Genomic DNA, 16113 nt, shown 5'->3' on the forward strand with positions numbered 1-16113 from the left:
ATTTGATTAGTCATTAGTCATGAGTGATTGGTCATTGGTCAAGTTTCTTTTGCCTTTTCACTTTTGGTTTCACCGCACTAGCTTCCAGAGATGCTTGCGTTTATGAGCTGCTTTAACGTCATAGGGTGACTCCTCTTCAAATTTTTGTCGCAGTTTTGGAGAAGGTCTATATAAGAAGACGTCACTGAAACTGGAAAAAACTTTAGGAGAATCCTTAGTTTTGATTAACTGTAAGGTCACCTTTGGCTCAAGTAAATAACTCAGAGACACTAATCGCATGATATCACTACTAATCACCAAGGGACGATTGGATTGATTAATAATATGAGCTTCCTCAGGCGTGTAATAGTTACTGTATTTATGCCACCAAGTTTCTGCTTGAGAACTAATGGCACAAGACAGCACACTTCCTGAAATAACTGTAATAGCGACTAATCGCCATAGTTGTTGTCGTTTTATTGTCTGACCATTAAGGGGATTAATTTTTTTAGCAAGGAGGTAAGCAACAGCAAGTTGTATACCCAAGTAACAAGGAATGAAATAGCGAGCCATGCTGGAACGCTGTCCTCCTAAAATTAAATCCTGAGCAATGGGAAACATGCCAACAACTGCGATCATGGTCAAGATAAATAACCAAACCCGCTGCTGACTATGACGACACATAAAATAAATAGAATAGCCTACGATAATTAAAATAAGGATATCGAAATAAATCAGTAAATGGTCGTAGTTAAACTTTAGATCTCGACCTGACCGCACATCAAATAAGGGATTGTTATAGCCAATCTGGATATCGAAAAACACAGAACTCAGATTGATAAGCCAGCGGGTGATCAGTTTACCGAGTGGAGTCTCTTTATCCGCCCAATCCCCCAATTCAATACCGTTTTCAATTACCAATCTGAGCCAAGGTAAAAAGGCAATAATGCCGAAAAGCGAAGCTAATCCATACCTAACGACTTGTTTACTAAAACGAAATTTTTCTATACAAATAACATAGATACCATGTCCAATAAAAACTAATCCAGAAAGCAAATAGCTGTAGAGATTTAGAGAAACTGTTATGGCATAGATTACCCAACTGATCAGTGTGCTAAGACGCATCGCCCTCAGCAAGGCTATGCTGGAAAGCAATGTGGTCAATGTCCACAAGCTATATTGTCGAGCTTCCTGGGCATACAACACATGGAATGGAGAGACACACAGCAATGCGATCGCAATCCATCCTGTTAGGGGAGACTCGAACAACTCCAAACAAAGCCAATAAATGCACGGCAAATTCAAAAGACTAATCAAGGCTGGTAAACTTCTCATCACCGTAACGGAATAACCGAACAATTTTGCCCAAAAGTGAGCCATCACAAAATATAACGGTGAATGTTGTGGTTCATGTAACGCTAACCCTTGGATCGTGTCACCTACATCTTTGTTATCATTAGGACGCTGATACTGCTGTAATTCTTTAACATTAATTTGACGACCATCAATTTCTTGGATAATTTCTGCTTTGGTATAGCCAGAAATTCGCAAGGATGTATATGCTTCATCAATCCAATACACTTTTTTGTCAATATTGACTAATCGAAAAACTATTCCCAGGAGTAAGATAATAAGAATTAAATACTTAGACAATTGAGCAGATGTAGGTCGATTAAATTTTATATGATTTCCCATGAATTATCGGGGTAGGGGTTATTAATTGGTGGCCTTTGAGCAGAGGTTAAGGATTGGATAAGCGTTGGGAAAATTAAGTTAGCCGTTTCAGGCAACACCAAATAGTAAAGCTTACCCCTCAGGAGCACTATGGCAAGACTAAATTGATGGCCAGCACTTTCAAACCTTAGCCGAATCGTGATTTAAGACTGAAACTCGGAATTTAGGGAAGGGACCAGTGAAGGCAATACCAAAGGCGGGATATGACGACTGGTAGTTCTGCCTTAGTTAGAAAGATTATGAGCCGACGACACCGGATTAGCCATCGTATTGATTAGTCCCTTACATATCTTTACATAAATTCGTTCCGTTCAATCAACTCTACCAACTTACCTGTATTATGGAAGATAAAATCCATTGCCTTTATATATATGTGGTGATTTGTTTAATACTGGCTGTGGTGATTATTGGGATTCCGCTGCTAATTATATTAGGTATTGTCAGTCTAATTATGCCCATAATTGCCTTATTGACACTCCCCGTCCTAGAAGAACGGGGATTCTTTGATCAACGAGGTCACTTGCTTCTTCAGACCGGAATCAGAAGAAGTAGAGGTGTCCTCTCCTAAAGCGTTGGGATCGATGATCCAGGTTCCGGTGTGCCCCACCGTACCCAAGGCTCTTTTTAGGATATTGATAGCTGCATTATGATCGCGTTCGCGTAGCGTCGCCTTCGGCGAATCTAAAACACATCCACACTTACAGGTGTGAGTCCTCGTTGATAGCGATTTCTTGACAACTTCACAACAGCTGGAACAATTTTGACTAGTATAAGCGGGATTAACTGCTATCGTTTGTCTACCAAACTTTTGTCCAAAATATTCCAGCCATTTCCTGAACTGATACCAACCTGCATCATTAATAGATTTAGCAAGACAATGATTTTTAACTAAATTTATTACTCTTAAATCTTCGTAAGCAACCACATCGTTAGAGTGGATTACGCAGCGCGCCAGTCTCTTGGCGTGCTCTTCACGCTGCCTACTTATTTTAAGATGTGTCCGGCCTAATTTATTAACGGCTTTCTTACGGTTGGATGAGCCTTTCTTTTTGCGAGAAACCCGACGCTGGTAAAACTTCAGTCTTTTTTCGCCTTTACGATAAAACCTAGGATTTGGCTCTACGCCTCCCTTGGAATCGGTATAAAATTCCTTAAGTCCTACGTCTAGCCCAATATTAGTATGAGAAGGTTCTAAAGATTCCTTTTCATCAACTTTTATACAGAACTGAACATAGTAACCATCCGCGCGGCGCACTAATCTAACTCGCTTAATTAGCTTCTGATCATAACGCCATAATTCCCAAGTTCCTTTAAGTCTTAGTTTTCCAATACCTTTTTTGTCTAAGAAATCTATTGACTTAGTATCAGAAGACAACTTCCAGCCCGATGTTTTGTATTCAACCGATCTGGAAAATTTCTTGAATTTGGGATATCCCTTTTTGCCAGGAACTTTCTTTTTGCATTTATCGTAAAATCTAGCAATTGAGCTATAGGCTCTTTCAACCGAAGCTTGACATGCATGAGAGTTCAAATCCTTTACAAAAGGATATTCAGCTCTAAGCCACGTATTATGACGATACAGTTCTTTTTGTCCTATACCCTTATTGTCCATCCAATAACGGATGCACTTGTTGCGGACAAATTGACCAGTGCGGATCGCCTCATCAATCGCGGCATATTGAGTTTTATTCCCTTTGACCTTGAACTCTAAGACGATCATTTTGACGTGAAAAAACTCTACGTAATATTGTAGCACAAAAAAAAGCCGTCGAACGAAGGACGGGGCTTGAAACCCAAATTTTTTAGTCAAGGTGCTGGAAAATCCTAATCAGCCCTATCGCTACCCGTATATTTTTCGGGTGCTTTGACATGCCATGGCATAATTGATACAACGTTTGGGAGATGACAGTATTGATAAGTTAGGGTAATTTATCGTCAAAGATTTTACTGACTATCTCGAATCATGAAGCGATCGCTTGTCCGTATTTCCCTATTCATATCATTACTAGGGTTTACTCCATCTCCTGGTATAGCAGCTCCCCCTAGAACTCCAGACCAAACCGAAGCCTGTGAAATCTTAGTGATTGGAGGTGGATTGGCTGGTGCTGCGGCTGCCTATGAAGGCTTATTGGCCGGGCAAACGGTGTGCTTGACTGAGATTACCGACTGGGTAGGGGGACAAATTTCTGCCCAAGGAACCTCTGCTCTGGATGAACGACCCACTCAGCGATCGCGTTTATTCTATCCTAAGGGCTATCTAGAATTACGCGATCGCATTAAACGCTACTACCGTCAACTCAATCCTGGGGACTGCTGGGTAAGCGAATCCTGTTTTCTACCCCGTGATGCTCACCAAATCCTGTTTAATATTTTACGAAAGGCGGCCAAACGGGGAAAAGGGACATTAAAATGGTTTCCCTCTACTGTAGTTAAGGAACTAGAGATTAGCCCAGATGGCAAAACCATTGACAGTGTGATTGCTATTCAGCACAAAAGTACTGCTGATGCTCCTGCCCTGAACACCTTTCCCCTATCTCAAACTATTGAAGATTGGTATAGCTACGAGAATTCCTCCCGCTTTGAGAAAAGCATTTTGCGCATTGTTCCCCAACAGACCCAAGACAATAGTTCTAATTGGTATATTATCGACGCAACAGAAACTGGTGAAATTATTGCCCTAGCTGACGTTCCCTACCGTTTGGGGATTGACTCCCGCTCCTACCTAAACCCTTCCGCATCTAGTGCTACTGACGACCCCTATTGCACCCAAGGCTTTACCTACACCTTTGCCATGGAGCAAACCAAGGAGCCTCAAACCCAAGAAATGCCCTCCTTTTACCCGCAATACCAACCCTACTACAGCTATGAATTACAGCGCCTAGCGGACTTTGAAGGAGTATTCACCTATCGGCGAATTTGGAGTTCTAAGCGGGGTAAACGGATCCGATGGGGGGTTACTGCTCCCACTCCAGGGGACATTTCCATGCAAAACTGGACATGGGGTAATGATTATCGTCCTGGCACTTCAGAAGATAATCTAGTTTACACCCGTCGCCAATTACGAACTACTGGTCAACTGGCTCCCGGTGGCTGGATGGGAGGCTTGCGTACGGAAAGTCTACGGAAAGGAGAAGAAAACGCTCTCGGTTATTACTATTGGCTAGTCGCAGGAACTACCGACTCCCAGCTTGGGGATGGGGTAAAAGAGCCTCATCCCAATCACCGCTATCTAACGGGGTTAGATTCTCCGATGGGGACAATGCATGGGTTGTCTAAATATCCCTATATACGGGAAGGGAGGCGGATTATTGGACGCCCTTCCTTTGGCTATCCTCAAGGCTTTACTATATCAGAAGTGGATATTTCCCGCCGTGACTACCAGGATGAGTATTATCGGCAGACCCTCTCACCAGACGAATATCGCCGCTTATGGGCAGTACTGGCTGGATTAGAAGCCCCCTCTGTGATTCAAGGTAAAATCCAGCCAGATCAAGTCAGTCAACGCAGTCGCTCTACTATCTATCCTGATTCTGTGGGTATTGGTCACTATGCCATTGACTTTCATCCCTGTATGACCCTAAGTCCAGCAGAAACCCCAGGAAACACCGAGCGTCAAGGGGAACGGCGGGGAGCAGGTCAAGCCTATCCGTTCCAAATTCCCCTGCGAGCAATAATTCCCCAGAAAATTGACAACCTATTAGTAGGAGGTAAAAGTATTGCTACCAGTCACATTGCCGCTGCTGCTTATCGGGTGCATTCCTTTGAATGGTCATCCGGTGCTGCTGCTGGTACAACCGCTGCTTTTTCCTTAGAAACTGGGATAGCACCTTACCAGCTTCTAGAAGAACCCCTCCTGCAACAAACCCAACTCCAAGCTCTACGCCAGCAGTTGGAAAAAAACGGTAATCCCACCGCTTTCCCAGACACTTCCATCTTTAATCAGAATTGGGAGGATTGGCGGTGAACTGAGACAGTTAACTAATAGTAACTATCGATAGTAATTATCTTTAGTAGGCTACATTTTTTGATAATGGCTCTTCCATAGATATAGCAACCGCCAGGGCGGTTGCTATATTATCTGTTTCTCAATAGTAATAAGTCATGGTTGTGCCATGACTTATTATTAATAATTAGCGACAATAATGCTAAAGATAGTTAGTTAGTAATTGGTCATTAGTAATTAGACTACTATTCCCTATTCCCTATTCCCTATTCCCAGAAGGTATTTGTAGCCAACATTCAATTACCTTCTGGTTTAGATATTGATACTAATCAGTATTTTTAACTATCATAGCATGCTGATTAATATCAGCTGTGGTAGTCATAAAATTAGCAAATTAGTTGGTAATTAAAGTTCGCTGACAATTAACGCATATCCAGCACATGCTAACAATTATAAGCGCGATGGTAGTTTTGATAGCGGGTTGATTAAGCTGACTTAATATTATTTCCCGACCAACTTTACCATTCCAATCCCACCAAAATACAGACCAAGTACAGCACCCCCCAGTAAACTTTGAGTGAGAGGATCTGTCGAAGGAGTCAGCACCGCTCCCAAGATAGCTGCTCCTAGGACAACTGTGCGCCAACCAGAAAGCATTTGCTTGGAAGAAACAATTCCCAAAAACCCCAGTAACATTTGAATAACTGGGATTTGAAATGCCAAGCCAGTACTAAACATCAACAATAATACAAATTCAAAATACTTATCAATTGACCACAACTGCTCTACTACATCTGCTCCGTAACTGATAAAGAAATTCAGAGCGGCAGGAATTAGAGCAATGTAGGCAAATACCAAGCCTAGGAAAAACAGAACTGTTGATCCTAAAACCACAGGTCCGATGAAGCGTCGCTCCCGACGAGTTAACCCTGGTAAAACAAATAGAAGGATTTGGTAAAGAATAAAAGGACTAGCAACCAATAAGCCACTATAGCCAGCCACTTTCAAGGACACAAAAAAGTATTCCCCTGGAGCCAGTTGCAGAAACTTGACCCCCCTAGCTGGAATTTCCAGCAACTGAACAATCGGCTTAACTGCCACAAAGCAGCCAGCCATGGACAAGAATACAGCAATCAGCGAGTAAAAAATCCGCTTTCGCAACTCCTCTAAATGGTCGAACAGAGACATCTCGACATCATTAGGTACCTCGTCGAGATAGGTCTCAGGGTCTTTGAGAGTATCCAAACTTTCCTGGGGAGCAGTATCTAACTCAGAAGGCGTCATGGATTTTGATTGGCTTAGGGAACGTTCTCTATTGTATCTTCTTGTATCTTCCCAGGATTGTGTGGGGAGATTTCAAACAGGACGATAGACGCGATAGTTAATCTTGGGAAAGATATTGTCAATTTTCTCGACTTTCTCCAGCCAGCCTGCATCAATCTTGCCCAGCTTGATATCATCGTAAAGCTTATTAAAGCGCATCAAATGCGATCGCGTTCGTCTAACTGCATAAGGTACCATTGTCTCGGTGCGCATAATAAATGCCCAGTCTGACGATTGCGCTAGTAGTAACTCTCGCGCTGCTTGATTTAATGCCTTCCACTCCAACTCATCTGTAGCTTCCAACCTTGACAGCTCAATCATCCGTTCTGTAGCTTTGTGCAGATGAGGGTAAATCCAGGTATTGGTTTCATTCAGCCAGTATTCATGAAAGCCCTGATACCCCCAGCTAGATTGAGAAGGTTTACAGACTTGTTGGATCGGATTATTCCGCAAATAATCTGCCAAATGAGTCATTTCATAGGTGTTCTGGTCATACCAGGACTTACGGAGCAAGACATCCAGAAACCAAGGTCCCTCGTACCACCAGTGACCAAATAACTCTGCGTCATAGGGAGATACCACAATCGGAGAACGCTGTATCATTGCTGCTAGATGTTTAACCTGCTGCTGGCGATTAAACATGAAATTTCCAGCATGTTCCGCAGCTTTGTCTTTTGCCCAATACGGATCATACAGTTGCTTTTCCCCTAATCCTATACCACGGTCTGTAATTTTGTGATATTTTATACCCGTATTCTTCCGCTGTCCATGGGGCATAATATATGCTTTAATGTAATCATAATCTGCTTCCCAGCCTAAATCCTTGTAGAATTCCCGATATACTGGATCTCCTGGATACCCGACTTCCGAAGACCACACCTGCTGGGATGACTCATGGTCACGACCAAAGGCAGCAACTCCTGTCTCAGTATAAATGGGGGCATAGGTACCAAACCGTGGTCGGGGACGAGCGTACAGAATACCATGACTATCCATCAGAAAATAGCGCAAACCAGCATCTGCTAGCATCTCCTCAATCCCTTCGTAGTAAGCGCATTCCGGTAACCAGATGCCCTTGGGCGGACAGCCAAAGTTTTGCTCATAATGTTCACAAGCCACCCGAATTTGAGCCCAAACTGCTTGGGGATACATTTTCATCAAAGGAAAATAGCCATGGGTAGCACCGCAGGTGATAATTTCCAGGTTATTACTGTCTAAAAATTGTTTAAATGCCTTGACTAAATCCCTTTCATAGTGTATCCAGGTTTGGCGAATAGCGCTGAACTCTTGAACATAATGTTGGGCTAGGTAACGGATATGACCATTATGCTGATTATGCTCAACCTCCTTCTTGGCTAGTTCTTGGAGCAGTGACAGATGGCGCTCATAACGTTCTTGTAGTAGTGGATCCCGTAGCATCGACACCAAAGGTGGTGTCATACTAATGGTTATTTTGAAGTCAATCCCATCCCGCTTTAATCCCTCAAAAACATGTAGTAGGGGAATATAGGTTTCAGTAATGGCTTCAAATAGCCACTCTTCTTCTAGAACATAATCACTTTCTGGATGCCTAACAAACGGTAAATGGGCGTGAAGGACAAGAGCAAGGTAGCCAATAGCCATGATCAAGTAGCAGCCGTGGGTAGATTATTAAAGGAGAATTGACGCAATCCGCGATAATGTTACATTATTTTAAGATTTTAGTCTCAAATAGACTGGGAAAGTGCCAGAAAAGGGCTGGTTAGTAACGAGACTATAAAATAATAAAATAGACATTAAATTGTAAGGAAGCACACATCACCAACAAAAAATAACAAATCTTAGTCTTATTCCAGCCTTATTGGTTAAGAGTGCTAACACCAAATTGCATGCAGGCAGCTACAGAAACATACACTAACTCCCCAACCTTTCTACAACTGCTGCTGTTTGTCGATGAACGTCCCGGTTCCCGTAAACAGCTCCAGTCTATCCACCATTATCTGGAAACTCTCAAGACAGAGTATCCCTTTGAACTAAAGGTTGTGGATGTTGGGGAACAACCCTATCTAGCTGAACACTTTAAGCTAGTAGCAACCCCAGCACTGATTAAGATTAATCCGAAACCCAAACAAACCCTTGCAGGTAGTAATCTAGTTGCCCAGCTGAAGAACTGGTGGCCCCGCTGGCAACGCTCTCTAGAAGAAAACCAAACCCAACTTACCCAAGGATTCCCTTTACAACCAACTGTTAGCTCATCTAACTCCTCGGCTGAGACATCACCAGAGACAGCTGGTTCCCTGGCTTGTGCCTTGGAACTGATTCGACTGTCCGACGAAGTATTTCGCCTCAAGAAAGATAGAGAAGAATTGCTTGAGCAGCTGCAATTTAAAGACCAAGTCATATCCATGTTAGCTCACGACTTGCGCAGTCCTTTGACAGCAGCATCCATTGCCTTGGAAACCCTACAGCTAGAGCAACCAGTAGCCCAGAATGGCAGAAAATCTGGGCTGACGCCACAGCTAAAGGCACGGCTGTTTGAGCAAGCTCGTAATCAATTGCGCACTATCAACCGGATGGTGGTGGATCTGCTGCAAGCTAGGAAGGGAAGTAATGCTGAATTCAACATCCGACCTCATAAGCTGAATTTTGGCAGACTTTGCCAAGACGTTCTAGTTCAGATGCATGAACAGTTTCAGCTCAAAGCTCAGGTTCTGCAAACCGACATCCCACAAGACTTGCCTCCTGTCTACGGCGATGAAGAATTGGTGCGTCAGGTGCTAATTAACCTGCTGGATAATGCGATTAAGTATACTCCCAAAGGGGGGAAAATTGCTGTGTCTAGCATCCACCGTACTACCCAGAAAGTTCAAGTTAGCGTTTGCGACAATGGTCCTGGTATACCACAAGAAAATCGCGATCGCATTTTTGAAAACCACTTCCGCCTTAAGCGAGACGAAGCTATAGAAGGCTATGGGTTGGGCTTAGCCCTATGTCAAAAGATTATCCGTGCCCACTATGGTCGCATTTGGGTTGATTCACCTATCAAGGGTGGCAGCTGTTTTCACTTCACCTTACCGATTTATCGATAGGAAATGGGGTTTAAGGTTTAAGGTTTAAGGTTTAAGGTTTAAGGTTGTTTTCTTGAACTGATCAGGTAATCGCTGTTCAGTCTTGAGAGCGCAAAGCCGCAATAATCTGAGTATTGGCTTTGGGGAAGGGAAACTGATCTACTTCATCTAAGGTTACCCAGCGAATCTCATCACATTCAATAGGTTGCGGAACACCACTGAGATGGCGACAGTGGTGTACACTTAGCACAACACGAAAGTGGCTGTAGGCGTGATTAATTGTGATCAGGTGTTCACCAACCTCAATCTCAATGCCCAATTCTTCCTGAATTTCCCGTTTAATACATTCCGGAACAGTTTCACCAAGCTCAATTTTGCCACCAGGAAACTCCCAAAGACCACCCAATAAGCCTTTTGCAGGTCGGCGGTCGATTAGAATTTGTCCCTGGTCGTTCCAAATCACAGCGACACCGATATTTTTTGTGGGTAGGGGAGAAGATGGTTCACGCATAGGTATTTCAGATTGAATACCATGATTGTAAGCCTGACAGTAAGTTTTCCAGGGACAATCAGGGCAATTGGGAGTTTTCCGAGTACAGATAGTTGCTCCCAAATCCATTATTCCGTAGGTTTTACTCTCGAGGATGTTGATGATCCAGTAAGGCTTCTGATAGCTTCCATAATTGTTGAGTGGCTTTGGCAGGTGGTATCGACAATGCTACCAATCGTGCTATTACTCGTTTAACATTACCATCGAGAATAGGCACTGGCTGATTGAAGGCAGCGCTGAGAATACCACCTGCTGTTGTTCTACCAATCCCTGATAATGCTAAGACCTGGCTCAGCTCTTGGGGAAAAACGCCACCATGACACTGCATAATTGTTTTAGCGCAGGCGTGCAAGTTGCGAGCACGGGAGTAATATCCCAGACCCTCCCAAGCTTTGAGGACTTGCTGTAAATCAGCAGATGCCAGATGTTCGAGGGTGGGAAATTGCTCCATCCAGCGGTGATAGTAGGGAATGACCGTTTTGACCTGGGTCTGCTCTAGCAGAATTTCAGACACCCAGATGCTATAGGGTTCCCAACTTCGTCGCCAAGGTAAATCTCGACCAGCTCTGGTATACCAGTCCAAGAGTGATCTTCTTTGTTCCGATACTTTTTAGCTACCAAAGTCTATCAAGATAAACTTTAGCCCGCCAATGCAAGCTGATTCGAACGCCAGGGGGTATCTCCCAAAGCACAAAGAAATATTCCTCGTGCGCCATTAAATTTCTAGAACCAGATCCAATGTCACTACAAAACCCTTGGTTTTCGGGAAATATTAATTAAGACAAGGTCGTGGCACTAATATAATAGTTAAAGTATAGCAAATTACTTGAGGCAATGGCCAACCTTTGTGATACTTTTGCCTACTGTCCACTAACCTCAATAATAGAAACCGACAGACTCAGGTGATGATCTGCCGATATTCGATTGGGCATTTTCTATCAAAAATCTATAGATTCAGCCCTATGGGGCCAAGGTTTGACTAATCTTCCTCCACAGATTGAGATTCAGCTATTTGCAAAGACTTGTCAAAAACCATACGTTGTTCAGCGTTCCTAAGGAAATAGCCGCTAACCATGGCTGAAGCCAAAAGGCGACCTAGATTCTCACGGCTAGTACTGATAGTTACCCCAAAGTCTTGGGAAGGCAAGTTTCCCAACATTCCCATAATATTGTTTTCCATCACCTGATAGACTTCCGAAGACGTTGGTCTAGACAGCTGGGTAATGGTTTCTGGACTCATCGATTGAACATACTGCCAGAGTAAATTATTGTCAGAATCTTTATCAAAGAACTCAGGAACATGATTGGGATTGGATGCGTTATTCACCGTTTTACCTCCTAGCGATGGCTAATTCCGGTTTTTCTACTAGAGTCGGCAGCCAATGATGATGTTTATCTGTTTAGCTCTACTGCTTCGTATTTCTAATTACTTTAACAGGCAAGTGACCATGGCAAAGTAGGTGGAACCGAACCATCTAGGATCTGATTTTCTCACCTATTGGTCATTAGTCATTGGTGATTGTGGCTAATGACTAATGACTAAACCAACTCAGAACAAATTAACTAGCTGGGATATATTCCCGCATATCCCCTTGACGCTTACGAAGTTTAGCGATCGCTTCTCGTTCGATTTGTCGCACTCGTTCACGGCTGATGTTGAGGTGTTGACCAATTTTGGCTAATGTCATTGGTTCGTCCTCTGCCAAGCCATAACGGAGTCTCAACACCTGCCTCTGCTGCGGTGTCAAATCATCCATGAATTTCTCTAAGTCTAGCTGCATTAACGATTGAGTCACAAAGTCTTCTGGTCCAGGACCGGTGTCTTCGAGCAACTCAACTAATTCTGTATCTTTGTTATCCCCCACTCGCAACTCCAAAGAGAGGGGTTGACGTGCTTGCTCGAAGTACTCGCGCAATTGTGATGGTGTTAGGTTCAACTCAATTGCCAATTCTGAGATAGTAGCTGTTCGTCCCAGCTTTTGGGAAAGTTGGCGCTGGGCTTTTTTGATTTTGTTTAACTTCTCGGTAATATGGATAGGAAGGCGAATCGTGCGCCCTTTTTCTGCGATCGCACGAGTAATTGCCTGCCTTATCCACCAGTAGGCGTAGGTAGAAAAACGATAGCCTTTGGTAGGGTCAAATTTTTCTACACCCCGCTGCAAGCCGATGGTTCCCTCTTGAATCAAGTCCAGCAACTCGAGATTACGCTTAATGTATTTCTTTGCCACTGCCACCACCAATCGCAAATTGGCTTCCACCATCTTGCGTTTAGCGGATTCACCAACAGCTATGCTAGACTTTAACTGAGAATCCGTTAGGCAAGATGCTGTTGCCCACTCAGAAAACGTAGGTTCACGACCCAGCTGTTGGACAAGGGACTCTTTGACTTCCTTTAAGGTTGTTAACTGTTTAACCTTTTTCCCGTAAGAAATTTCCTGCTCATGGGTCAGTAATGGTACACGACCGATTTCCTTTAAATAGGTACGAACTAAATCTGTAGAGTCCTGAGCGGTTTTCATTGAATTCGATGGCGTTATCAGTGAGATTTAAATTAAGAAAATTAAAGCAGACCATGCTGGTTTTCCAAACCAGATGATAAGCTTTGTGGGATTCCAGTTAAATTATTTTAATAAATTTTACATAACTTAACTAAATTCCCGAAGAAGGTGTAAGGTAAGATGACCCAAACAGTTTGGATTGCCAGACACGGAAACCGCCTTGACTTTGTTAACCCCGAATGGTTCAACAAGGCAGAGCGACCCTATGATCCACCGCTTTCAGTAGATGGGGAACTGCAAGCAGCGCAACTGGGTCAACGCCTTGTAGGAAAAGGAATTAGGCATATATTCGCCTCACCGTTTTTACGAACTGTCCAAACGGCTAACCAAGTCGCAGAAATTCTGGATTTACCTATTAAGCTAGAGTTGGGTTTAAGTGAATGGCTCAATCCTGAGTGGATGGCAACTGAACCAGAAAGACTGCCTAATGAAGTATTGCACAAGCAGTTTCAGCGAATTGACACCAGTTATACTTCCTGTGTAATCCCTGAATATCCAGAAACAAGTGTTGCTTTACTCAAACGAACAGGTGAAACGGCACAACGTATCACCGCTCAATTTTCAGAAGATTTACTACTGGTTGGTCACGGACCATCAGTAGTTGGAACCACTCAGGGACTAGTGGGTGCCACACAAAACATTAAAGCATCCTTGTGCTGTTTAGTTAAACTAGTGCGCCAAGAAAAACAGTGGGTGATGGAACTGAATGGAGATACCTCTCACCTGAGTCAGACAGAAGATGTCCTCCGGTTTAATTGAAGGGTATAAGCTTCCATAACATACAAAGTTGTTTTTGTCAATAGTCTACAGCCATAGTCTCCTTTGACTCATCATCTCACACTTCCCTTCGCCCAAGGGGCGACAGTGGCGCGAACGGGTAAGACCTAGGGCTAATCTGGCTGAGGGACGCGCTTTGACCCATAACCAATCACCAAAGACCAATGATACACTAACTGTTCGTGAATTTACAGGTGTCAAAATAGACAAACTAGCTAAGACACCGTAGTTTCCACGAGGGCTAGAAATTAAGACTGTGCAACAATTTAGGCATCTAGTGGTGGTATAACATCTTACCATCACCTAAGGTTGGGCGGCGAGTGTTGCCCCTATGTTCTTGGTATGGGCATGAATCGACGCCTTGCAATGGTCAGTGGTCAATGGTCAGTTCCATGCATGTAATTAGCAATTAGCCCATAGCTAAAAGCTAGTAGCTGCAAAACAACTGACACAAATAAACAAGCATGGACAACTGACCTCAAATCCCCCGAATTGATTGGTGGGGATGGGCTGAAAATTATGGTACAGCGTAGAATTGATGGCGGTTGCCTCTATGTCCAGTCTAGGCTAGACAGTTCGGCTCTTAGCTAATTTTATTGGTTATGTTACCTGAGCATACACCCATGGAATCGAGCACTGGACATCAAAGAGTGGACTATCACCTCTTGAAAGTCCAAGCGGAAATGATTAACCAGATTGCCCAGGTTACAAGGGGGACGTTAGTCCTCAATGAATTGCTACCCACCATAGCTAATCAATTACATCAAATCTTGCAAGTGAGTGGCTGTTTAATGTTTCCCACTCACGACCCTCCAGCTATGGCAACTCATCAAGTTAGCTTTCCCATTACCCAATCAGTGGAGAGTACAGGCGAGCCATGTCTGATCGAGGTATTTCGCCACCTCTTTCAGAGTTATCACTCCTGGCTAGCTCAGGGCAAACCGTTGATTATTCCTGAATCGGAGGGAAAACTCCCACCAGAACTGAAGGAATTAACCTATCCATGTGACCTCCGTGCCATCATGATGGTGCCACTGCTGCATGGGCAGTCTTGTCTAGGTAGTATGACCTTGTATCAGTGCGTACACGAACGAGAATGGACAGTCCAAGAAATTGCCTTTATCCGAGGGATCGCCGATCATTTTGCCATTGCCCTAACCCACCAAGAACTTGAGCAACTCTATCAAAAACAAAGCCAAGAACTTAAACAAAAAGAGTCTGCACTAAAAGTAAGCGAGGCTAGAAACCGAGCCCTCTTAGAAGCGATACCAGATGTAATCTTTCGTGTCAATCGGGATGGCTTTTACTTGGATTGGAAAGCGGCCATTGAAAACCCTGTGCTGTTTCTCACCAATAACTGTATTGGGAAACATTTACATAACTGTTTACCCACTGAGGTAGCAGGATTAATTTGGGAGCATGTGGAAATAGCCCTAGAAAGTGATGAGATGCAAGTTATTGAGTCCCCAGTCAGACAAGATGGTAAACTCCGCTACTTTGAGGCTCGTATTGTTAAAAGTGGGTTAGATGAAGTTGCTGTTATTGTCCAGGATATCACTGAGCGTATTGAAGCACGACTCACCCTAGCACAAGTCAATGATGCTTTGGAAGTCAGAGTTCAACAACGTACCGCTGCTCTGAGGAAAGCGAACCAAGCACTCAAGGGGGAGATTATTGAGCGCCAGAAGGCAGAAGAGCAGTTGCGGCAGAGTGAAGAGCGGTTTCGTAATGTCGTAGAAATTAGTAGCAATTGGATGTGGGAGATGGATGAAAATGCTGTCTATACCTACGCTAGTCCCAAAATCTGGGACTTACTCGGTTATGAACCATCAGAAGTAGTTGGCAAAACTCCCTTTGACTTAATGTTAAAGGAAGAGGCAAAACGTGTGATGGAAATTTTAGCTTCCTTTACCGTTTTAAAACAGCCCTTTAGCAACTTGGAAAATACCAGAATTAATAAAAATCGTCAGTTAGTGGTTCTGGAAACCAGTGGTGTACCAATTTTTGATCGTCTTGGCAAGTTTTGTGGTTATCGAGGAGTTGATAGAGATATCACTAAACGGAAACAAACGGAAGTATAAATCATAAATGCACTGGCTAAATAGAAACAACTTGGGGAGCTAAAATCCAGGTTTATAACCATGAAACTTTACGAATTTTGTACCCCTATAATAACGATTTATTCATCAGCGAATTTACTGG

General features: G+C 43.4%; 12 protein-coding genes. 4 read left to right on the forward strand and 8 right to left on the reverse strand.

Translation table 11 applies throughout. From position 1 onward, the window contains the following. Window positions 1–69 precede the first annotated feature (69 nt). Window positions 70–1674, reverse strand: a complete 1605-nt coding sequence (locus tag F6K53_RS00390; RefSeq protein ID WP_293067672.1) for a glycosyltransferase family 39 protein — start codon at window positions 1672–1674, stop codon at window positions 70–72. A 523-nt stretch (window positions 1675–2197) separates the two neighbouring features. Next, entirely contained in the window at window positions 2198–3433 is a 1236-nt protein-coding gene (locus F6K53_RS00395; RefSeq protein WP_293067705.1) for a transposase, read from the reverse strand. A 243-nt stretch (window positions 3434–3676) separates the two neighbouring features. Here F6K53_RS00395 and F6K53_RS00400 point away from each other — a divergent pair, with 243 nt between their 5' ends. Next, window positions 3677–5677 carry an FAD-dependent oxidoreductase gene (locus F6K53_RS00400; RefSeq protein ID WP_293067675.1) on the forward strand — a complete coding sequence of 667 codons (2001 nt, stop codon included), beginning with the start codon at window positions 3677–3679 and terminating at the stop codon, window positions 5675–5677. A gap of 480 nt (window positions 5678–6157) precedes the next feature. Here F6K53_RS00400 and tatC read toward each other — a convergent pair whose 3' ends face one another. Together tatC and F6K53_RS00410 are read right to left on the reverse strand one after the other, a co-directional pair. Continuing rightward, window positions 6158–6940: a twin-arginine translocase subunit TatC gene (tatC, locus tag F6K53_RS00405; RefSeq protein WP_070395249.1), complete on the reverse strand. Its 783-nt coding sequence runs from the start codon at window positions 6938–6940 to the stop codon at window positions 6158–6160. 72 nt (window positions 6941–7012) lie between these two features. Then, window positions 7013–8602: a glycoside hydrolase family 57 protein gene (locus F6K53_RS00410; protein WP_293067678.1), complete on the reverse strand. Its 1590-nt coding sequence runs from the start codon at window positions 8600–8602 to the stop codon at window positions 7013–7015. Between the two features lie 245 nt (window positions 8603–8847). On the opposite strand from F6K53_RS00410, the gene F6K53_RS00415 reads away from it, so the two are divergent. Continuing rightward, window positions 8848–10047, forward strand: a complete 1200-nt coding sequence (locus F6K53_RS00415; RefSeq protein ID WP_293037618.1) for a histidine kinase — start codon at window positions 8848–8850, stop codon at window positions 10045–10047. Between the two features lie 76 nt (window positions 10048–10123). Here the strand turns inward: F6K53_RS00415 and mutT are convergent, their stop codons facing one another. The 4 genes from mutT to F6K53_RS00435 form a co-directional block, all read right to left on the reverse strand. Next, window positions 10124–10537 (reverse strand): 8-oxo-dGTP diphosphatase MutT, encoded by a 414-nt coding sequence (gene mutT, locus F6K53_RS00420; protein ID WP_202970699.1) that lies wholly within the window; start codon window positions 10535–10537, stop codon window positions 10124–10126. Between the two features lie 121 nt (window positions 10538–10658). Further along, window positions 10659–11159, reverse strand: a complete 501-nt coding sequence (locus tag F6K53_RS00425) for an A/G-specific adenine glycosylase (RefSeq protein WP_293029534.1) — start codon at window positions 11157–11159, stop codon at window positions 10659–10661. 396 nt (window positions 11160–11555) lie between these two features. Beyond that, window positions 11556–11903: a DUF760 domain-containing protein gene (locus tag F6K53_RS00430; RefSeq protein WP_293029537.1), complete on the reverse strand. Its 348-nt coding sequence runs from the start codon at window positions 11901–11903 to the stop codon at window positions 11556–11558. Window positions 11904–12135: 232 nt separating this feature from the next. Next, the gene (locus F6K53_RS00435; RefSeq protein WP_293029540.1) at window positions 12136–13095 is read right to left on the reverse strand and encodes an RNA polymerase sigma factor, RpoD/SigA family; all 960 of its coding nucleotides are present in this window, start codon (window positions 13093–13095) and stop codon (window positions 12136–12138) included. Between the two features lie 159 nt (window positions 13096–13254). Between F6K53_RS00435 and F6K53_RS00440 the strand changes: the two genes are divergently transcribed. After that, window positions 13255–13893, forward strand: coding sequence for a histidine phosphatase family protein (locus F6K53_RS00440; RefSeq protein WP_293029543.1), 639 nt, complete (start codon window positions 13255–13257; stop codon window positions 13891–13893). A 641-nt stretch (window positions 13894–14534) separates the two neighbouring features. Continuing rightward, window positions 14535–15992, forward strand: a complete 1458-nt coding sequence (locus F6K53_RS00445; RefSeq protein ID WP_293037621.1) for a PAS domain S-box protein — start codon at window positions 14535–14537, stop codon at window positions 15990–15992. The last annotated feature ends 121 nt before the right edge of the window (window positions 15993–16113 follow it).

Origin of the sequence: Moorena sp. SIO4A1, assembly GCF_010672065.1 — a bacterium.
Taxonomy (GTDB): Bacteria; Cyanobacteriota; Cyanobacteriia; order Cyanobacteriales; family Coleofasciculaceae; genus Moorena.